Below are 18,608 nucleotides of genomic sequence, written 5' to 3'. Positions count from 1 at the left end.
AGCGTGCACGCTCGTTGCCCGATTAAGCCGAAAGGGCGAGTGACCGGGATGGCACGGAGGTGATCAGGCGCTTGATGGGCCGACGTGCCGCCGCCCATGGCGACCAGCAACCACAGACCCAGAGTTCTGCCCAGAGCGTTTTCGGGGTTCAGACGATTACGAGCACCGAGCAGGACATGGATCTGTATCCCGTCGAGCAGCCCCCGGCAGCAGCGCCGCCGCCGGAGCCAGTACCCCAGAGGACGCCGTTCGCGGCGAACCTCGTCGGGTCGACGCTCGTTGTCTCCGCACCTGAGGGCCCGAGCCAGGGCGCCACGGGTCTCGCGCGCGCCCTTCCCGCCGACACCGGCCGGACCGTGGTCGTGGTCGACTTCCCGAGCGGGGACCAAAGCACTTTCTGGCCGCACGTCGTCACGGCGCTGCACGGCCGTGGGCCCGTCCGGCTCGCGGTGTCGCACGCCGGGACGATGCGGCCGACCGCTCCCGCGCAGTGGCTCGCCGAGCAGCTGCAGGCCGAGGTCGTGGCGCCGGACGGCGTGCTGACCACGGTGCCCGGTGCCGCGTTCGTCGTCGGCACGCAGGGCTACGGCAGCTGGGTGAAGTTCCAGCCGAACGCGTCCCCGATGCCGTTCGGCCGCCGCTTCCCGGTGCCGCAGTGGGAGGCGATGGACCCGAACTCGCCGTGGCCGACGGGCGAGATCGGCATCTCCGAGCCGATTCCGAGCGGACTGTGGCTGCGCGCGCAGCAGCCGCCGTTCGAACCGGCCGCCCAGGACTCCCGGCCGATCGTGGCGCTGCCGTGCCGCGACAACGTGCTGACGGTCGTCGTCGGCGGCCCCGGCCAGTCGGCGATCCCGATCGACGAGGTGTGCCGCCTGCTCACGGCGCTGCCCCAGGCGGCCCGGTCGCGCGTGCGGCTCGTGCCGTACGGCATCGACGCGAGCATCGGAAGCCTTGTCGCCGACCAGATCGGCGAGCCGATCGCGATGTTCACCGGCCTGCCGGTGGGCAACCAGCGCGATCAACGCGGGCCCGCCGTGATCGCGGTCGACCCGCGCGGACAGCAGACGTGGCGCCCGTTCGTCACCGAGGTGCTGTGCGTGCCGAACGAGTCCGTGCCCGTCGTGTCGGGCTACCGGACGCCGGTGCAGGGCCTGAACGAGGTCGCTCCCGGGGTGTTCTCGCTCGGCGACGGCGTCGTGCTCGAAGTCGTGCCCTCCGGTCTGTGGGTGCGCGAGCAGGACGAGCCGTACAACGCGGCCGAGGTGCGCACACAGCCTCTCGACCCGGAGTGGGCACGTCTGACCGTGGGCACGCCCGGGCGCACTACGCCTGGTGCGGTCGCGGTGCACGGCGCTGCTCTCGTGGAACGCCTTGAGCCTGAGGTGCGCAAGCTCCTGCGGCTGGTGTTCTGCGACTCCAAGGTGATGGCGCCCCCGCCGCCTCCTCCGACCCTGCCTCCCGCGACGGTGGCGGCACACGCGCTGTCGACGCGTGACTCGTCGGACAACGGCACCGGTTTCTTCACCCCCGTCACGCCCGCCGAGCCCGAATCGGACCGGCCGGCGTACGCGAGCATGACCGCAGGTCCGGCGATGACGACCGTGACGTCGCACGCGCTGGACGACCCGGACGAGGCCGCGTTCCCGTCGGACGACCCCGACTCCACCCCGATCAGGTTCCGCGTGGACGGCCCGCTGCCGTTGCAGCCGCTGGCCATGTGGGAGGTCCCGCCGGAGAACAACGGCGAGCGCGAGACGGTCTCCGCGGACCACAGCAGCTCGGACGCCGAACGCGACACGGTCCGCCGTGCGCTCGGCGAACGCTATGGCGCGCATGCGGCGACGGTCGTCCGCCTGCTCTCCCAGCGTCCGGACGCGGAGGAGGACCCGGCCGCGTTCGAGGCCATGGTCACCGACCTCACGGCGTTGCTGGCGTGCGTGTCGCAGGACGAGGAGATGGTCGTCGAGACGCTTCGCATGGGACGCCTGGGCCGCTTGCGCCCGTACGTCGCGTGCATCGTCTCTGGCCTGAACCGCCTGCCCGTGCACAACGGCATCGCGGCGGTGTGGGGCGTGAGCGGTCCCACGGGTCCGCGGCGCTACCGCCACGGCGAGGTCGTGGTGGAGCACGGTCTGCTCAACGCCGTCGCGAACCCGTCCCAGCGCATCGACGGTGTCACCGAGTACCTGATCTGGTCGGTCACCGGCCGGATCGTCGAGGTGACCGACCGGGTCGCCGTGTCCACCGAGGAACGCGTGGTCTTCGCTCCCGGCACGCCGTTCCGGGTGCTGGCGGTCGCCGAGGCCGAGGGCGACCACCCGCAGCAGGTGCTGCTGCAGGAGATGGCGGGACCGTCGGCGGACCTGGAGATCGCGGGGATGCGCCCGAGCGTGCTCTCGCAGCTGGAACGGGCGGCCGCGAACCTGCGCGTGCTGCCGGTCTCGCACCAGGTGACGGCCTGAACCTCGGAATCCGTTACGCGGAACCGCCTGTCGGCTCGTTGCGCCTCCACCCACCGGTGGACTGCGACGGCGAGCCGACCGGCGCGTTCGGCGACAAGCACACGCTCAACGTCTGGTCCACAACGGACGGTCCGGCGCCGGTGATCCTCTGGGTCCACGGCGGTGCGAACACCGTCGGCTCCGCGTCCCAGCCGGAGTACGCGGGCGACGTCCACGCGTCGAACGGGATCGTGTTCGTGAGCTGCGACTACCGGCTCGCGGCCGACGGATACGGTGCCCTGGAAGGCTTTCCGCACAACCGCGGCCTGCTCGACGTCGTCTCGGCACTGCGCTGGATCCAGCGCAACATCACCCGCTACGGCGGGGACCCGGCGAACGTGACGGTCGCCGGGCAGTCGTCCGGCGCGCAGACGGTCGCGAGCCTGATGGTCATGCCGGCCGCGAAAGGCCTGTTCCACCGGGCGATCACGCACAGCCTCGCCGGGCGGTTCTTCACGCCGGCGGAGGCGGTCGAGGTCCAGCGGGCCGCCGACCCCGAAGTCGTGCTGTACCAGCCGATCGTCGACGGCGGCACGCTGCCGCGCAGCCCGCTGGAAGGCCCGTACGACGTCGACCTGCTGGTGTGCCACACGGCCGACGAGGACGCCGAACTGTTCCAGCGCCCGACGATGAGACTCGCGGACGAGCACGGCCGCGCGTTCCGGTCGATCTACGCCCGCCGACCGGCACACCACGGCGCGGACGTCCCGGACATGTTCCGCGGCGACATCGCGCGAGCGTGGGCGGAGTTCGCCCGCACGGGCGATCCCGGCTGGCCCGCCGACGAGATCAAGCGCTGGAGCTAGCTCTCGGTGTTGAGGCCGAGCGAGCCGTCCAGCCGGGGCACACACGCCCCGTCCCGCTTCTCGGAAGTCAGGAACTCGCTCAGGCACCGGGCGATCTGCGCGTGGCCGCGGGCGTTGGGGTGGAACGACTCCTGCAACGCGTGCGGTGCGCGCTTCTGGTCCTTCAAGCCCTCGAAGTCGACGGTCAGCCGCGTGAACCACTCCGTGTCCTGCTTGGCGCCGCCCACGCACGCCTCGTGGCCCTCCCCGGCCCGCGCCAGGTCGAGGAACCGCGCGCCGACCTTCGCCGCGGCGGTGCGCAGGCCGTTCGACAGCTCCGGCACCGCCTCCTCGACGACCCACTTCAGGTCGGCGGTGCGCAGCGGGCAGCCGGACAGGTTCTGCAGCGACTGAGGCATCTTCGGGGACACCGGCGCCGCGTACGACTGCACGACCAGCTGGTAGGACGAGTCGAGGTAGCCGGAGTCGCGCATCGTCTGGCGGATGGCGTTCAGCGTGTTCTCGACCTTGGGGACCATCCGCCGCACGCGCTTGGTCCACTCCGGCGCCACCGACGACGTGCAGTCGCTGCGCTTGCCCCACGCCTCGAAGCACTTGTTGAGGATCTCGGAGAAGCGCGGGTCGTCGTTCGCGCCGATGGCCACGACGATCGCGACGACCTGGTTCGCCCCGGCGATCTCGCGCAGCCGGGGCAGCTGCTCGTTGCGCAGCTTGTCCGAGTTCGCGCCGGAGCACGCCAGGTTGATCTTCTGGTCGGCCTGGATCTCGGTCTTCACGATCTCGGCGTCGCGCGAGCGGTGGCACCAGTTGCCGCCGTCCTCGCCGTCGGTGCCGGGTTCGTAGTTGCCCGCGCCCTCGCCGGACATCGTGCTGTCGCCCAGGGCCACGACCGCGGTCCTGGTCTCGCGGTCAGGGGCGGAGGGCGGCGGGAACACGTGGTCGCTCACGACCAGCAGGACCGTGAGCAGGCCGATCGCGGCGAAGAAGAGCACTTTGCGCATCGCGCACCAGTTTACGGGGGTGGCCGAATGCGAGGGGGATATGGCGTTGCCGCCTCAGGCGGGGGTGAGGAAAGTGGAGGTGTGGGGAATCTGAGGGAAGTAGTGGTGGTCGGGTACGACCGCACGGCGTTGCTGGACCTGGCGGGACCGATCGAGGTGTTCCAGGCGGCGAACTACGGGGAGCCGCGCTACGAGGTCACGGTCGCCACGCTCGGGGGAGGGCCGTTCACCGCGACGGCGGGGGTGCGCATCGAGGCGGGGGCCGACCTGCGCACGCTGGACCGGCCGATCGACACGCTGATCGTGGTCGGCGGCTGGGGCTATGACGAGGCCGCGTCCGACGCGGTGCTCATGACGAACCTGCGGCGGCTCGCGCTGAAGTCGCGCCGGGTCGCCGGGGTCTGCACCGGCTCCGTGGTGCTGGCGAGCGCGGGGCTGCTGAACGGCAAGAAGGCCACGACGCACTGGGCGTTCACCGGCGAGCTCGAGAACCGCGGCGTCGAGGTGGAGCCGGACGCGATCTTCGTGTGCGACGGCAAGGTGTCCACGTCCGCGGGCGTGACGGCGGGCATCGACCTCGCGCTCGCGATGGTCGAGCAGGACCACGGGCCAGCGCTGGCCCGCAGGATCGCGCAGTACCTGGTCGTGTTCCTGCAGCGTTCGGGCGGCCAGTCGCAGTTCAGCGTGCACACGCGCGCGAAACCGGTGCCGGACGGCTCGCTGCGCGCGTTGCTGGACGACATCCACGCCGATCCGACGCGCGAGTGGACGGTGCCGGTCATGGCCCGCAAGGCGATGATGAGCGTCCGGCACTTCGCGCGCGTCTTCTCCGGCAGCGTCGGGATCTCGCCGGCGCAGTACGTCGAACGAGCCCGCGTCGAGGCCGCCGCCGACCGGCTGGCCAGCAGCGGGGACTCGCTGGACCTCGTCGCCCGCCAGTCGGGGTTCGGCTCGGCCGAGACCCTGCGGCGGGCCTTCCTGCGCGTGCTCGGCGTGTCGCCGGGCAGCTACCGCGCCCGTTTCCGGACCACTGGGGTTGCCTGATGGAAGCCACGTTCGTGCTCTACCCGAACATGACCGCGCTCGACTTCGTCGGCCCGTTCGAGGTGCTCGGCAGCGTGCCGATCGTGACGACGAGGTTCGTCGCCGCGACGCTGGACCCGGTGACGTCCGACAACGGGCTGACCGTCGTGCCGACCGACACGTTCGACTCGCTGAGGTCGACCGACGTCGTGGTCGTGCCGGGCTCCGGGCACTGGAAGGAGCTGCTGAAGGACTCCGGCGGCGTCGTCGAGTGGCTGCAGGCCGTGCACCCGACGACGAAGTGGACGACGTCGGTGTGCACCGGCTCGACACTGCTCGCCGAGGCCGGGCTGGTCTCGAAGGCGACGACGCACTGGGCCGCGCGGGAGGACCTGGAGGTGCGCGGCGTCGAAGTCAGCACCGACCGGGTGGTGTTCGACGGCAAGGTCGTCAGCGGCGCAGGCGTGTCCGCGGGCATCGACATGGCGTTGCGGCTGGTCGAGGCCGAGTTCGGGGAGATGGTGGCGCAGGCCGTGCAGGTCGGCATCGAGTACGACCCGCAGCCGCCGCGCTCCTACGACTCGATCCCGCCGGAGATCGCGCAGGGCCTCAAGGCCGCGTTCGACTCACGTCAGGCCTGACTGGACGGCGAACACGACGAGCTGGGCGCGATCGCGTGCGCCCAGCTTCACCATCGCCCGCGACACGTGCGTGCGCACCGTCGCGGGCGAGATCACCAACACCGCCGCGATCTCGTCGTTGGACGCGCCGGACGCCACGTGCCGCATGATCTCCCGCTCGCGTTCGGTCAGCTTGTCCAGGTGCGGCACGGGCCGCGCCGACGCCCCCGACGCGAACCGGTCGATCACCCGGCGCGTCACGGACGGCGAGAGCAGCGAACCGCCGTCGGCCACCACGTGCACCGCGCGCAGCAGGTCGGCTGGGTCGGAGTCCTTCACCAGGAACCCGGACGCGCCCGTGCGCAGCGCCTCGAACACGTACTCGTCCAGGTCGAACGTCGTGAGCATGACGATCCGGACGTCGGCGCAGGAGAGGTCGGCGCTGACCCGGCGCAGCACCTCCAGGCCGTCCATCAACGGCATCCGGACGTCGAGGAACACCACGTCCGGCTTGGTGGACTGGATCAGCGACAGCGCCTCGCGCCCGTCGGCGGCCTCTCCCGCGAACTGGAGGCCGTCCTCGGTCTCGATCAACGTCCGCAGTCCCATCCGGACCAGCGGCTGGTCGTCGGCCACCACCACGCGAATCATGCGGGCAACGGTATCCGGGCGATCACCGCGAAGCCGTGCGATCCGTCGACCTGGAGCGTGCCGCCGAGCGCTTCTGCCCGTGAACGCATGCCGGTGATGCCGTGGCCCTCGGTGAACCCGCCGGCCGTGCCGGTGTCGGTCACGTGCACGACGAGCTCGCCGCGCACGGCGTAGACGCGCACGGACGCGGTGACGCCGGGGGAGGAGTGGCGCAGGACGTTGGTCAGCGACTCCTGCACGATCCGGTAGACGGCCAGCTGGTAGTTGTCGGGCAGCTCGACCTCCTCGACCTCCACCGACACCTCGAGGCCCGCCTCGCGCATCCGCGCGGCCAGCGGCGGGATGTCGGCGAGCGTGATCGTCGGGGTCAGCGGGGCCGAGCCGCGCAGGGTGTCCAGTTCGGACCGAAGGCCGTCCAGTGCCTCCTTGGACGTGTCGCGGATCGCTTCGAGCGAGGCGCGGGCCTTCGCGGGGTCCTTGTCCAGCACGTAGAGCGCGACCCCTGCCTGCATGGCGATGACGGAGAGGCCGTGGCCGACGACGTCGTGGACCTCCTGGGCGAGCCGCAGCCGCTCGGAGATCACGGCACGCTCGCGAACGTCCACAACGGACCGCTTCCGCAGCCTCATCAGCACGCCGGCCGCGACCGGCAGCAGGATCCAGCCCGCAGACCAGGTGATCCACGAGGTGACCGTGTCGTTCCACCACGGCAGGATCACCAGCGCGTAGGCCAGGGCGGACGCGGCGGCCAGCTCGATGCGCGCGTACACGGCGACCGCGTACATCGCCGCGACACCGCTCATCAGGATCGGGCCGAACGGGTACGCCAGCGCCAGGTAGACCGCGATGGACAGCGTGGTGATCCCGACCGTCCACAGCGGACGCACCGAGCGGAACAGCAGGCCCGCCGCGGCCAGCGTGATGAGGAGGTAGGCGAGGACGTCGAGGTTCTTCGCGCCCTGCAGCAGCGCGGCGAACCGCGTCCCGCCGAGCCCGAAGCACAACAGCGCCACGGTCAGCGCGATGTCCTGCCACTTGATCCTGAACTGCATGCCGCCGACGATACGACCGGGTACGTACGCAGATGTGCGTATCTTCATGACGCTCCGGAGCGGACGCCCCCGGCGTCTCGCGGGACCACTGTTGAGCCCATGATCGTGACGACGGAGAAGCTGACGAAGCGCTACGGCGACCGCGCCGTGGTGGACGAGGTCAGTCTGTCCGTGCGGCGGGGCGAGGTCTACGGGTTCCTCGGTCCCAACGGCGCGGGCAAGACGACCACGATCCGCATGCTGCTGGGCCTGGTGAAGCCGACCAGCGGCACCGCATCGGTGCTCGGTGAGGCACCGGGCACCCCCAGGGCGTTGCTCAAGGTCGGATCGCTGATCGAGGGACCCGGCTTCTACCCCTACCTGTCCGGCCGCGACAACCTGCGGGTGCACGCGGCCCGCCGGGGCGTGGACAGGACACACGTCGAGGCCGCGCTGGAGCAGGTCGACCTGGTGGGTGCCGCCGGGGAGAAGTTCCGCCGCTACTCGCTCGGCATGAAGCAACGGCTCGGCGTCGCCGCGGCCCTGCTCGGCCAGCCGGAGCTGCTGATCCTCGACGAGCCGACCAACGGCCTCGACCCGGCGGGCATGGCCGACATGCGCGACCTCGTGCGGGCGCTGGCGGCGCAGGGCCAGACGGTGCTGCTGTCGAGCCACCTGCTCGGGGAGGTCGAGGAGATCTGCGACCGGGTGGGCGTGATCTCCCAGGGCCGGCTGGTCGCCGAGAGCACGGTCGAACAGCTGCGCGGCGACACCGTGCTGCTGATCCGCGCAGACCCGATCGAGAAGGCGCACGTGTTGATCGAGGGCAGCTCGTTGCACGGCGACGTGCTGCACGTGAACGAGACGGACGCGGGGGCGTTGGTGCGCACGCTGGTGCACGCCGACGTGGACGTGCAGGAGGTCAGGCCACTGCGCCGGACCCTGGAAGAGGTCTTCTTCGAGATGACGGGAGCGGCGTGATGGGCAGCGTGAAGGCGGAGCTGCTGCGGCTGTGGAAGTGGCCGGCGACCTGGGTGCTGATCGGCGTCTGGCTGGTGATGACGCTGACGTTCGGCTACGTGTTCAACTACCTCGCGCTCAACGGCGGCACCAACACCCGTGACCTCTCGCAGCAGCAGCTGATCAGCGCGATGCAGCCGGAGAACGTGGGCGCGGCCGTGGTGCGGGGCCTGCCGATGTTCGGCGGCGCGATCATCCTGGTGCTGGCGGCACTCGCGGTCGGCAGCGGATACGGCTGGGGCACCTGGAAGACGACGCTGACCGCCGGCCCCCGCCGGGTCTCGGCGATGGCCGGCACGCTCGGGGCGCTGGGGATCATCGTGGTGGTGCTGGTGGCGCTGACGTTCGTGGTCGACCTCGGCGCGGCGGTGACGGTGGCGTCCGTGGAGGGCTGGGACTGGAGCCTGCCGGGATGGTCCGCTGTCGAGGCCTTGGGCGCGTCACTTCTGATCGCCGCCATGTGGACGGGGTTCGGCGTGTTCCTCGGCGTCGTCACCAAGGGGCCCGCGCTGGCCGTCGGGCTCGGCCTGATGTGGGCGATCGTCACGGAGAACCTGTTGCGGGGCGTGGGAACCCTCCTCGGACCGGTCGAGTCGCTGACCAAGGTGCTGCCCGGTGGTTCGGCCGGCAACCTCGCCGGAGCCGTCGGCGGGTCGGGTGCCCCCGGCGTGCTGACCGATCTCAGCGGCACCACCGCGGCGTTGTTCCTCGCCGGGTACGTGGTGTTCTTCGTCGGTGCGGCGACGCTTCTGAAGGTGCGCCGCGACCTCGTATAGGGCCACGGCGGCCCAGGTCACGCCCAGCGCGACCGCGACTCCGGTGGGGTAGTCGCGGTCGTGCAGGCCCGGGTTGACCGGGCCGCTGTGCTCCCGCCACAGCAACGGGACCGCGATCAGCGTGATGACCCCGGAGACGGTGAGGCCGATGCCGATCGACGGCCGCTTGATCACGAGCCCGGAGGCGCCGACGAGCGGGGCGATCAGGAAGTCGTGCAGGACCACCCCGCCGCCGAGCCACAGCAGGAGCTCGACGGTGATCTGGGGGAGGAGCAGCCACGCTCCCCAGGCACCCAGTCCCACCCCGGCCGCGCCCAGCGCGAACCTCACGGCGGTGCTCATTTCCGGACCTCCAGCGACGTGACCCACTTCGTCTGCAGCACTCCCGGCCGGTTCGGGGCGATGAGCCGGCACGGGAAGCCGTGGTCCGGGCTGAGCTCCTCGCCGTTGAGCCTGAGCGCCAGCACCGTGAGCGGGTCCTGGGCGAAGGCCTCCGGCAGCGTTGTCGCCCGGTACAGCCCGTCCTTCTCCAGCGACTCGACCCGGACGTCACCTGCGGTCGTGATGAGCTCGGAGACGCGGACGCCGGTCCAGGTCGCGTTCTGGCTCCAGCCCTCGACGCATGCGATCGGCAGGTCGACGGTGGTCTGTGGCATCGCCTGGAGTTCCTTGAGTGAATAGCTTTTTCCGTTTGTTTTGAGCCGCCAGTCCTGCGGCACCACGATGTTCGCGGCCCGGGCCGTGCGGTTGACCGGCAGGTCGCCGTCCGACCGCCAGGCCAGCACCGAGATCTTGCGCAGCCACGGCACCGTGACGCCCGCCGTGGCGACCACGGCGACACCGGTCGTCAGCGCCGTCGTGCGCAGGAAAGCCCTGCGGGACAGGATGGTGCGTTCTTCTTCTTTGGGTTCGAGCGTCCGCCGGATGACCGGGATCTTCACCGCGATGTGCACGAGCAGGGCGCCGACCACGATCCACGCGACCGCGTAGTGGGCAGTGGGGAAGTAGAACGACCACGGGTAGTTCTGCGCGGCGTTGAACAGCCCGGTGACCAGCTCGAAGAACGAGGCAGCGATCAGCACGAAGATCGAGCCGCGCTCCAGGGCGTGCGGCACGGACCTGACCAGCGGGCGTTCGAACAGCTTCGGGTAGACGCTCCACAACTTGGCCAGCAGCAACGGGATCGAGGCGACGCCGGAGATCACGTGCACGCCCTGCGTGACGCGGTAGAGGTCGACCGGCCGGGTCGGCCACACCCAGTCGTGCTGCACGCCGTGGCTGAGCAGTCCGGTGACGAAGCACAGCCCGAACGTGATGCCGAGCCACGTGCCCACCCGGCTCGTCACGCCGGTGTGGTGGGCGGGCGACCGGAACGTCGGAGTCTTCGGGATCTTGGGGATCTTCACAACCGCTCCCAGCACGCGAACCAGCGACCGGCCCGTTCGGCCTGCCACACCAGGAAGAACCCGTCGGCGGGGAGCGACTCGGCGTCGCTCCAGGCCCACGGGAACCAGTCGCCCCGCGTGCCCTCCGTGCGCACCCGCGCCTGGCCGATGGTCAGCCCGGAGCCCGGCTGCTCGACCTCCACGACCACGGTGCCGCTGGGCCTGAGGAGCTGCCGCACCCGGCGCAGCAACGCGGCCGGGTCGCCGCCGATGCCGATGTTGCCGTCGGCGAGCAGCACGTGCTGCCAGCGCCCCTCGCCGGGCAGCAGGTCGAACACGTCCCGGCGGATCGCGATGCCGCCGCGTTCGGTGGTGCGCCGGATCGCCTCCGGTGACACGTCGACGCCCAGCGCCTGGACCTGGCGGGCCAGCAGGGCGGCGACGAGACGGCCAGGGCCGCAGCCGACGTCCAGGGTCGGGCCGGAGCAGGCGTCGAGGAGGACGGAGTCGCCGCCGTCCGCGTCGGCCTGCCAGCGGGCGACGCTGAGCTCGCGCGGGGTGGTGCCGGGGAGGTCCAGCCAGCTGGGGTGACCCTGCAGGGCCTGGTCGAACATCATCGGGGCACCGCCGGGAGGCTCGTCGCCGAAAACTGTCGGTGCCGGGTGGGAGAATTGAAACAGGGGTCCCCTCCGGAGGGGACCCTTGCGTGAGCCTGCCTCATCGGGGCACCGCCGCGATCTCCGTCAGCGTCGCCGCGAACCGGCTGTGCGGTGCCTGGGCCGCCACCGCGCGGGCGTCGACCATGGTGTCCACATCGGACAGGATCGGCAGCATGTGCACCCGCACCCCGTCGGGCGCGTCCGGCGGCCGGGTCGTCCCACCCTCGCGCGGGATCGGCGCGTCCAGCGGCTTCCGGTCCTGCAACGCGTCCGGCGGCCGTGTCGTCCCACCTTCGCGCGGAGCAGGCGCGTCCAGCGGCGTCCAGCCCTGCAACGCCTCCAGCGTTCGCGCCCCCGTGTCCGCGCGCGACATCGGCACGTCGAGCAACACCCCGGCCCGCAGCGGGTCCCGCAGCCCGAGCGCCCACCACCCGCCGTCCAGCGCGAAACCGAGCGCCGCCTCCTCGAACTCCGCGCACGACTCCAGCAGCGCCGGCGTCACCTGCGGCGTGTCCATCCCGATCTGCAGCACCGGCATCCGGAAGCGCGCGACGTCGGCGTGCGCGTGCACCAGCCGTTCGGCGAACGTCGTGCCGCGCTGCGGGATCACCACGCACTCCGCCAGCGCGTCCCGCACGTCGTCGCGCCGCACCACCCCGGCCAGCGCCACCACGGGCACCGCACCCGGCGTCGACAGCGCGGCCTCCACCGTGTCGAGCAACGCGGCCGCCGCCACGTCCGCGGCCTCCTCCGGCGTCAGCGGTGGGCACAGGCGGGTCTTCACCTGGCCGGGGACCGGGGACTTGGCCATGATCAGCAGGCTGAACCTCATCGCAGCACCCCCGCCATGTCGCGCGCCGCCCGCATCGTGCCGCGCACGGAGCCGGAGACCTTCGAGCGCGTGCCGGCCGCGCGGGGGCCGTACGACACGTCCACCTCGCGCACCCGCCAGCCCGCCTCGGCCGCGCGCACCAGCAGTTCCAGCGGGTAGCCGAACGCGCGGTCCTGGACGTCCAGCGCCAGCAACGCCTCCCGCCGGCACACGCGCAGCGGCGCGATGTCGTGCACGTCCAAACCCCTGCGCCGCAACAGGGACGCGATCACGGCGTTGCCCGCCCTTGCGTGCCACGGCCAGACTCCCGGTTGTACGGGCCTTCGCCTGCCGACGACGAGATCGGCATCCGCCAGCAGGGCGGCCATCGCGGGGAGTTCGGCCAGGTCCAGCGAACCGTCCGCGTCCGCGAACGCCACGAGACCGGTGGTGGCCGCCAGCAGGCCGGTGTGCACGGCAGCGCCGTAGCCGCGCTGAGGCTCGTGCACGACCAGTGCGCCGTGAGCCGCGGCGACGTCAGGGGAACCGTCGGAAGACCCGTTGTCCACGACGATCGCGCGGTATCCGGGAGGCAGGGCGGAGAGGACCGCGGGCAGTGCGGCGGCCTCGTCCAAGCAGGGCAACACGACATCCATGTGTCCACCCTGGACCATCGGAAAGTGTTGTGGTGCTTACGGAATTGTGACGCACGAAAGAGTTCTTACGATTGTCTTGCGAGGCCCGCGAGAGCACCGTGCACCCCCTAGGTTGGGCGCGGTGCGTCTAGTCATCGCAGGGCTGCTCGTCGTTGCCGCCATCATCACCGGGGTCGTCGTCAACATCAACCACCCCGGCCTGCTTTTCGCCTCCGCAGCGCCACTTTTCGGCGACTGGCAGCCGCACGTCGGCCTCGGCACACCGGTCGCGGTCCTGATCGCGTTCCTCGTCGTGGCCAAGGGTTCCGAGCTCGCGCAGCACAGGTTCGCACTGCCGATCGCCTACGTGACGGCGGTGGCGTGGACGTTCTCGCTGGCGATGATCGACGGCTGGCACCGGTTCGTCACCAGGCTGACGAGCGAGGACGAGTACCTGCACGAGGTCCCCGGTGTCACGGACATCCCGGCCATGCTCCACAACTTCGCCTCGCGCATCCCGGACTTCCAGCCCGACTCGTGGACCACGCACGTCTCCGGACATCCGCCGGGCGCGCTGCTCACGTTCGTCGCGCTCGACCGCATCGGTCTCGGCGGGGGAGCGGCGGCGTCGATCTTCTGCGTCCTCGTCGGGTCGCTCGCGGTGGTAGCGATTCCCAAGGCCCTCAACAACAACGCGGTGCTGCCGTTCCTGGTGCTGTTCCCGGGAGCGGTGTGGGTGGGCGCTTCGGCGGACGGCATGTTCCTGGGCGTCGCGGCTGTCGGGATCTACCTGCTCACGCGCTGGCCGCTGCTGGGCGGCATCGTGCTCGGCTGGTGCCTGTTCCTGTCCTACGGCCTGGTGCTGCTGGCCCCGCTCGCGCTAGCCGCACTCTGGCGTGACGGCGAAGGACTTCCCCTTCGCCGGATCGGCTGGGCCGTCGCGGGCGCGCTCGCGGTCGTGGGAGCGTTCGCGCTGAGCGGGTTCTGGTGGCTCGACGGCTACGAGCTCGTCAAACTCCGCTACTACCAGGGCATCGGCGACATCAGGCCGTACTGGTACTGGGCGTGGGCGAACCTCGCGGCACTCGCGCTGGTCATCGGCCCGGCCGGGATCCAGGGGCTGCGCAAGGACAAGTGGGTCGTCGCGGCCGGGATCGCGATCCTGGCCGCGGACGTGTCCGGGCTGAGCAAGGCCGAGACCGAACGGATCTGGCTGCCGTTCGCGATCTGGCTCCTGGCCGGCACCGCGCGGCTGGACCACAGGAAGAGGTGGCTCACCGCCCAGGCCGTCACGGCCCTGGCGGTGAACCACCTCGTGCTCACGAACTGGTGACGGACTCCCGCTGCGCGGCGGAGGCGAAGTCCCGCACGCCTTCCTCGAAGCCGACCTGAGCCTCGAAACCCAGTACCTCCAACGCCTTCGCGGGTGAGGCGACGACGTGCCGGACGTCGCCCGCCCGAGCACCGCCCACGATTTGCGGCGTCGGCCCGTCGCACGCGTCGGCCAGCGCGAACGCCAGGTCGCCGATGGTGTGCGGGGTGCCGGAGCAGACGTTCACCGCCTCGAAGCCGGGACGCGGTGACGACAGCGCCAGCACGTTCGCCCGCGCCACGTCCGTGACGTGCACGAAGTCGCGCCGCTGCCGCCCGTCCTCCATCACCCGCGGCGGCACGCCGTTCTGCAGCGCGGACCGGAAGATCGACGCCACGCCCGCGTACGGGGTGTCGCGCGGCATCCGCGGGCCGTAGACGTTGTGGTACCGCAACGCCCACACGCTGCCGCCGGTCTGCCGGGCCCACGCCACCGCGAGGTGCTCCTGCGCCAGCTTCGTGGCCGCGTAGGTGCTGCGGGGCTCCAGCGGAGCGTCCTCGGGCACCAGCTCCGACACCACGAAGTCGCCGCAGAAGCACCGCGGCTCGTACATCCCCGAAGCCAGATCGGCGGCAGTGCGTTCGGCCCGCACGATCCCGTGCGACAGGCACCGATAACGTCCCTCGCCGTAGACCACCATCGACGACGCCAGCACCAGCCGCGACACGCCGGCCCGGTACATCTCGGCCAGCAGCACCGCCGTGCCCAGGTCGTTGTGGCGCGCGTAGGAAGGCGCGTCGAACGGATCGACGCCGTGCCCGACCATCGCCGCCTGGTGGCACACCGCGTCCACAGTGGACAACAACGGCCGCAGCACGTCGGGAGAGGTCACGTCGCCGATGACCAGTTCGTGGTCCAGAAGGGGAACAGCGCTGTGCGCCTCGGGCAGCAACGCGTCGAGCACCACGCATTCATGGCCCTGGGAGGTCAGCTCGTCCGCGACGTGCGACCCGATGAACCCGGCCCCGCCGGTGATCAGTACTCGCATGCACCGACCGTAGGGCCGCGCACGACACAGGGCGCCGCCAGACGACTAGCCGTCAGAACTCCGTAAGACCATCTCCACCACGAACCGCGACCCGACCGGCGAACGGTCCTCCACCCACACCCTGCCGCCCAGCCGGTGCACGTGCTCGCGGACCAGCGCGAGCCCCAGCCCGCTGCCCGTGTCGTCACCCCGGCTGCCCGCCATGACCCCGCGCGCGAACCGTTCGAAGATCTCCTCCCGCAACGGCTCCGGCACCCCCGGCCCGGCGTCCTCCACCTCCAGCCGCACGGCCGAGCCGCGCGCCCGCACCGACACCAGGACCGCCCCGCCGGCGTGCCGTTCGGCGTTGTCCAGCAGGTTCGTCAGCACCCGGTCCAGCCGACGCCGGTCACCCAGCACCACGGCGGGCTCCAACTCCTGCGGCACCGGTGCGCGGGTCGCGATCACATTGCGCACCAATGCGTCCAGCGCGATCTCCTCCGGCCGCGGGTCGTCGGTCTGGTCGGCACGGGAGATCTCCAGCAGGTCCACGACCATCCGCGCGAACCTGTCGACCTCCGAGGTCAGCAGCTCCAGTGCGGTACCGGCGGTCCCCGGCAGGTGCTCGCGACGGCGGCGCAGCACCGCGCCCGCGTTCACCATCGTCGTCAGCGGCGACCGCAGCTCGTGCGAGACGTCCGATGCGAACCTGGCGTCGCGCAAGGCCCTCTGCTCCAGCGCCTGGGCCGTCGAGTTGAACTTCGCCGCCAGCGCCGCGAGATCCGGGTCGTCCTGGTCGGGCAGCCGGGCGTGCAGGTCACCGCCCGCGATCCTCCCGGCGGCGGAGTTCAGCTCCGCCAACGGTTTCAGCGCCCGCTTCGACGCCCACGAACCCAGCGCGGCGCCGAGCAGCGCAGAACCGATCGTGCCCGCGATCAGCACCCCGCTCAGGAACGCGAACGTCCGGTTGAGCTGCTGCAACCCGAACAGCTCCACGTAGACGGCGTTACCCGCCACCGGCCGCGCGACGGCGAGCATCGGCAGGCCGTCCACGGTGATCCGCTCGTTGCCCGGCGGGTGCTCCACCAGCCCGGCGGGCAGTTGCGACGGCTCGACCTTGCGGCCCGCCGTCACCAGTCCCTCCGGGCTCATCAGCAGGATCGACGAGTCGGGTCCGGTGGTGAGCCCGGTGAGCAGCTCGTCGAGGCCAGGGGAGGCCAGCGACCGCTCGACCAGCCGCACGTTGACCTCGGCCTGCCTGGTCGCGCTCGCCTCCCGCTGCCGCAGCATGTAGCCGGAGGCGAGGTTCCAGGTGCCGAACGCCAGCACGCTCGTGACGACCAGCAGGCCGAAACCGAACGAGAGGGTGACCCGGCAGCGCAGCGTGAGCCTCACGAGCGGATCCGATAGCCGGAACCGCGCACCGTCAGCAACAGCTCCGGATCGTCCGGGTTCGCCTCGATCTTGCGGCGGAGTCTCCTTATGTGCACGTCGAGCAGCCGGGTGTCACCGAAGTAGTCATATCCCCAAACCTTTTGCAGCAACTGTTCCCTGGTGACGATTCGCCCGGCCGCACCAGCGAGTTCCAGCAACAGCCGGAATTCCGTCCTGGTGAGATGAACGCGTTCCCCCGCTCGGTGCACGAGCCCTTCCTGCGGACGGATTTCCAGTTCCCCGATCCGAACGGCTTCACGGCCCGGCCCGCGCCTGCGCAACAACGCGCGGATGCGTGCGGCGAGAACACCGGCCATCAACGGTTTCGTGACGTAGTCGTCCGCTCCCGCCTCCAGCCCGGCGATCACGTCACGGGCGTCCGTCCTGGCCGTCACCACGATTATCGGCAGGTCACCGCGCGATCGCAGGGCCCGCACGACCTCCAGGCCGTCCATGCCGGGCAACGTCAGGTCGACCAGCACCACGTCAAAAGATTCCGTCTCCAAACGTTGTAACGCCTCTTCGCCCGAACCTGCCTCGTCAACGGTGAATCCCTCGTCGGACAAGGCGAGGCTCAACGCCTGCCGGATTCGCTCGTCGTCTTCGACCAGCAGGACCCGTACGCACACAACGACTCCACTGTGTGAGAGCCGCGGCGACGGCTCTCACACAGTGGAGTGAAAGTCGATCAAAAGCAAGATTGCTTCGGTTTAAAATCCGGTCAGCGTGACTTTCGCCGAACGCGGGTTCGGTTCGTGAACAAGTGACTCGAACGCGCCGACGTCATCGAACGCGAACCCGTACGCCTTCCCGTCCACCATGTTCTGGTGCACGATCTTCGAGAAGTGGTTCGTGGTCGCGCGGGTGTAGAACTCACTCGCGTTGTAGGTCGGCTGGGTGTGGATGAAGCCGAACGTCGAGCGGTTGAGCCCGGCGCACAGCGACCGCGAGATCGCGCCGACGTCGTTGTTCGGTGCCGCGAGCCGGCCGTCGCAGTTGAACACGTCCCGGGTGGACGGCTGCTGGAACGACGCGACCTGCTGGCCCGCCGTGTTGGTGAAGTTGAGGTTCCCGCCGCTGACGCGTCCGGTGAACTTGCGGTTCGGCTCGTTCTGGTACGGCACGACGGTCAGCGGCGTGTTCTGGTACGTCGACCAGGCGCTGCTGACGTAGTTCGCGAAGTACGAGCCGGAGAAGACGCCCGCGTCGAGGCCCTTGCTCGGGTTCAGCACGCGCAGCCGCGTGCCGTCGGAGCGGGTGTGGATCAGCCGCGCCCAGTCGCCGCCCAGTTGCTGGTGCTGGTCGAAGATCCGGTTGCGGCCGTTGGAGACGACCTGGCCGGTCTTCTTGGTGACGCCGCTCTGCGAGGTCGCCTCGACCGCGTGGGGGACCGAGAACATGTCCACCTGCGAGCTGTTCAACCACAGCCCGCCGCCGTTGTAGGTGAACTCGCTCCAGTCGAACAGGATGTCGCGGTTCGGGTCACCCGCCGCCCACGGCGCCGGCTGCACCAGGCCGTTGGGGACCAGCGAGAACTTGAGCTTGTCGCGGAACGACATGTAGAGCCGGCCGCCGGCGAGGTTGAGCGGGATCTGCAGGGTCCGGCTGGCGCCGTTACCGGGGCCGGGGATCGACACGTCCGGCGCGGGGGTCGGGGGGATCCCGCCACCGGACCAGGCCGTGAACTGGCCGTTCGCGTTGACGTAGCCGAGCCGGCCGCCCATCTCGCCGAACACGTACAGGTGGACCGCGTCACCGCGGCCGGAGTTGTTCGTGACGGTGAGCGGGAGCAGGTTCGGGGGAGCGGCTTGGGCAGGTGCGGACATCGTTGTCAGCCCTAGTAGGGCCGATGTCGCGAGCAGCAGGAGCTTGCGCATCGACTATCTCCTCACTGAGACAGGCAGTGACCTTTC

General features: G+C 70.7%; 18 protein-coding genes. 7 read left to right on the top strand and 11 right to left on the bottom strand.

Features of this window, described 5'->3' with window-relative positions; all coding sequences use genetic code 11:
• Positions 1-176 precede the first annotated feature (176 nt).
• Together ACSHWB_RS46525 and ACSHWB_RS46520 are read left to right on the top strand one after the other, a co-directional pair.
• Positions 177-2,465 carry a hypothetical protein gene (locus tag ACSHWB_RS46525; RefSeq protein ID WP_439659750.1) on the top strand — a complete coding sequence of 763 codons (2,289 nt, stop codon included), beginning with the start codon at positions 177-179 and terminating at the stop codon, positions 2,463-2,465.
• 38 nt (positions 2,466-2,503) lie between these two features.
• A complete protein-coding gene (locus tag ACSHWB_RS46520; RefSeq protein WP_439659749.1) occupies positions 2,504-3,310 on the top strand; it encodes a carboxylesterase family protein in 807 nt (268 codons plus the stop codon).
• Here the strand turns inward: ACSHWB_RS46520 and ACSHWB_RS46515 are convergent.
• Positions 3,307-4,311, bottom strand: coding sequence for a GDSL-type esterase/lipase family protein (locus tag ACSHWB_RS46515; RefSeq protein ID WP_439659748.1), 1,005 nt, complete (start codon positions 4,309-4,311; stop codon positions 3,307-3,309). The genes ACSHWB_RS46520 and ACSHWB_RS46515 overlap by 4 nt on opposite strands.
• Before the next feature lie 81 nt (positions 4,312-4,392).
• Between ACSHWB_RS46515 and ACSHWB_RS46510 the strand changes: the two genes are divergently transcribed.
• Positions 4,393-5,355, top strand: a complete 963-nt coding sequence (locus tag ACSHWB_RS46510) for a GlxA family transcriptional regulator (RefSeq protein ID WP_439659747.1) — start codon at positions 4,393-4,395, stop codon at positions 5,353-5,355.
• Positions 5,355-5,975, top strand: a complete 621-nt coding sequence (locus ACSHWB_RS46505; RefSeq protein ID WP_439659746.1) for a DJ-1/PfpI family protein — start codon at positions 5,355-5,357, stop codon at positions 5,973-5,975. Before ACSHWB_RS46510 ends, ACSHWB_RS46505 begins: the two co-directional genes overlap by 1 nt.
• Here the strand turns inward: ACSHWB_RS46505 and ACSHWB_RS46500 are convergent.
• Both ACSHWB_RS46500 and ACSHWB_RS46495 read right to left on the bottom strand, forming a co-directional pair.
• Positions 5,961-6,605 carry a response regulator gene (locus tag ACSHWB_RS46500; protein ID WP_439659745.1) on the bottom strand — a complete coding sequence of 215 codons (645 nt, stop codon included), beginning with the start codon at positions 6,603-6,605 and terminating at the stop codon, positions 5,961-5,963. The genes ACSHWB_RS46505 and ACSHWB_RS46500 overlap by 15 nt on opposite strands.
• Positions 6,602-7,657: a sensor histidine kinase gene (locus tag ACSHWB_RS46495; protein WP_439659744.1), complete on the bottom strand. Its 1,056-nt coding sequence runs from the start codon at positions 7,655-7,657 to the stop codon at positions 6,602-6,604. The genes ACSHWB_RS46500 and ACSHWB_RS46495 overlap by 4 nt, the downstream gene beginning before the upstream one ends.
• Positions 7,658-7,756: 99 nt before the next feature.
• Here ACSHWB_RS46495 and ACSHWB_RS46490 point away from each other — a divergent pair, with 99 nt between their 5' ends.
• Positions 7,757-8,617, top strand: coding sequence for an ABC transporter ATP-binding protein (locus tag ACSHWB_RS46490; RefSeq protein ID WP_439659743.1), 861 nt, complete (start codon positions 7,757-7,759; stop codon positions 8,615-8,617).
• Positions 8,617-9,432 carry a hypothetical protein gene (locus ACSHWB_RS46485; RefSeq protein ID WP_439659742.1) on the top strand — a complete coding sequence of 272 codons (816 nt, stop codon included), beginning with the start codon at positions 8,617-8,619 and terminating at the stop codon, positions 9,430-9,432. Before ACSHWB_RS46490 ends, ACSHWB_RS46485 begins: the two co-directional genes overlap by 1 nt.
• Positions 9,433-9,770: 338 nt before the next feature.
• Here ACSHWB_RS46485 and ACSHWB_RS46480 read toward each other — a convergent pair whose 3' ends face one another.
• From ACSHWB_RS46480 to ACSHWB_RS46465, 4 genes are all read right to left on the bottom strand, one after another.
• On the bottom strand, positions 9,771-10,838 hold the full coding sequence (locus ACSHWB_RS46480) for a molybdopterin-dependent oxidoreductase (protein ID WP_439659741.1): 1,068 nt from the start codon (positions 10,836-10,838) through the stop codon (positions 9,771-9,773).
• A complete protein-coding gene (locus ACSHWB_RS46475; protein WP_439659740.1) occupies positions 10,835-11,434 on the bottom strand; it encodes a class I SAM-dependent methyltransferase in 600 nt (199 codons plus the stop codon). The genes ACSHWB_RS46480 and ACSHWB_RS46475 overlap by 4 nt, the downstream gene beginning before the upstream one ends.
• 100 nt (positions 11,435-11,534) lie before the next feature.
• Positions 11,535-12,308, bottom strand: a complete 774-nt coding sequence (locus ACSHWB_RS46470; protein ID WP_439659739.1) for a TIGR04282 family arsenosugar biosynthesis glycosyltransferase — start codon at positions 12,306-12,308, stop codon at positions 11,535-11,537.
• On the bottom strand, positions 12,305-12,943 hold the full coding sequence (locus ACSHWB_RS46465; protein ID WP_439659738.1) for a glycosyltransferase family 2 protein: 639 nt from the start codon (positions 12,941-12,943) through the stop codon (positions 12,305-12,307). Before ACSHWB_RS46465 ends, ACSHWB_RS46470 begins: the two co-directional genes overlap by 4 nt.
• Positions 12,944-13,064: 121 nt before the next feature.
• Here ACSHWB_RS46465 and ACSHWB_RS46460 point away from each other — a divergent pair, with 121 nt between their 5' ends.
• The gene (locus tag ACSHWB_RS46460) at positions 13,065-14,255 is read left to right on the top strand and encodes a hypothetical protein (RefSeq protein ID WP_439659737.1); all 1,191 of its coding nucleotides are present in this window, start codon (positions 13,065-13,067) and stop codon (positions 14,253-14,255) included.
• Here ACSHWB_RS46460 and ACSHWB_RS46455 read toward each other — a convergent pair.
• From ACSHWB_RS46455 to ACSHWB_RS46440, 4 genes are all read right to left on the bottom strand, one after another.
• Positions 14,242-15,282 (bottom strand): NAD-dependent epimerase/dehydratase family protein, encoded by a 1,041-nt coding sequence (locus ACSHWB_RS46455; RefSeq protein ID WP_439659736.1) that lies wholly within the window; start codon positions 15,280-15,282, stop codon positions 14,242-14,244. The two genes, ACSHWB_RS46460 and ACSHWB_RS46455, sit on opposite strands and share 14 nt — an antisense overlap.
• Before the next feature lie 45 nt (positions 15,283-15,327).
• Entirely contained in the window at positions 15,328-16,656 is a 1,329-nt protein-coding gene (locus ACSHWB_RS46450) for a HAMP domain-containing sensor histidine kinase (protein WP_439659735.1), read from the bottom strand.
• Positions 16,653-17,324, bottom strand: a complete 672-nt coding sequence (locus ACSHWB_RS46445; protein WP_439659734.1) for a response regulator transcription factor — start codon at positions 17,322-17,324, stop codon at positions 16,653-16,655. The genes ACSHWB_RS46450 and ACSHWB_RS46445 overlap by 4 nt, the downstream gene beginning before the upstream one ends.
• Before the next feature lie 81 nt (positions 17,325-17,405).
• Entirely contained in the window at positions 17,406-18,572 is a 1,167-nt protein-coding gene (locus ACSHWB_RS46440) for a beta-1,3-glucanase family protein (protein ID WP_439659733.1), read from the bottom strand.
• Between the last annotated feature and the right edge of the window lie 36 nt (positions 18,573-18,608).

It is taken from the genome of Lentzea sp. HUAS TT2 (assembly GCF_051853195.1).
In the GTDB taxonomy this organism is placed as follows: domain Bacteria; phylum Actinomycetota; class Actinomycetes; order Mycobacteriales; family Pseudonocardiaceae; genus Lentzea.
This window is presented reverse-complemented; position numbering and strand designations above follow the sequence as displayed.

Bases quoted from the DNA above. Each gene is read 5' to 3' on its own strand.
- ACSHWB_RS46525 (WP_439659750.1), top strand. From the start codon at position 177: ATGGATCTGTATCCCGTCGAGCAGCCCCCGGCAGCAGCGCCGCCGCCG.
- ACSHWB_RS46475 (WP_439659740.1), bottom strand. From the start codon at position 11,434: ATGATGTTCGACCAGGCCCTGCAGGGTCACCCCAGCTGGCTGGACCTC.
- ACSHWB_RS46470 (WP_439659739.1), bottom strand. From the start codon at position 12,308: ATGAGGTTCAGCCTGCTGATCATGGCCAAGTCCCCGGTCCCCGGCCAG.
- ACSHWB_RS46490 (WP_439659743.1), top strand. From the start codon at position 7,757: ATGATCGTGACGACGGAGAAGCTGACGAAGCGCTACGGCGACCGCGCC.
- ACSHWB_RS46485 (WP_439659742.1), top strand. From the start codon at position 8,617: ATGGGCAGCGTGAAGGCGGAGCTGCTGCGGCTGTGGAAGTGGCCGGCG.
- ACSHWB_RS46465 (WP_439659738.1), bottom strand. From the start codon at position 12,943: ATGGATGTCGTGTTGCCCTGCTTGGACGAGGCCGCCGCACTGCCCGCG.
- ACSHWB_RS46495 (WP_439659744.1), bottom strand. From the start codon at position 7,657: ATGCAGTTCAGGATCAAGTGGCAGGACATCGCGCTGACCGTGGCGCTG.
- ACSHWB_RS46505 (WP_439659746.1), top strand. From the start codon at position 5,355: ATGGAAGCCACGTTCGTGCTCTACCCGAACATGACCGCGCTCGACTTC.
- ACSHWB_RS46440 (WP_439659733.1), bottom strand. From the start codon at position 18,572: ATGCGCAAGCTCCTGCTGCTCGCGACATCGGCCCTACTAGGGCTGACA.
- ACSHWB_RS46515 (WP_439659748.1), bottom strand. From the start codon at position 4,311: ATGCGCAAAGTGCTCTTCTTCGCCGCGATCGGCCTGCTCACGGTCCTG.
- ACSHWB_RS46500 (WP_439659745.1), bottom strand. From the start codon at position 6,605: ATGATTCGCGTGGTGGTGGCCGACGACCAGCCGCTGGTCCGGATGGGA.
- ACSHWB_RS46455 (WP_439659736.1), bottom strand. From the start codon at position 15,282: ATGCGAGTACTGATCACCGGCGGGGCCGGGTTCATCGGGTCGCACGTC.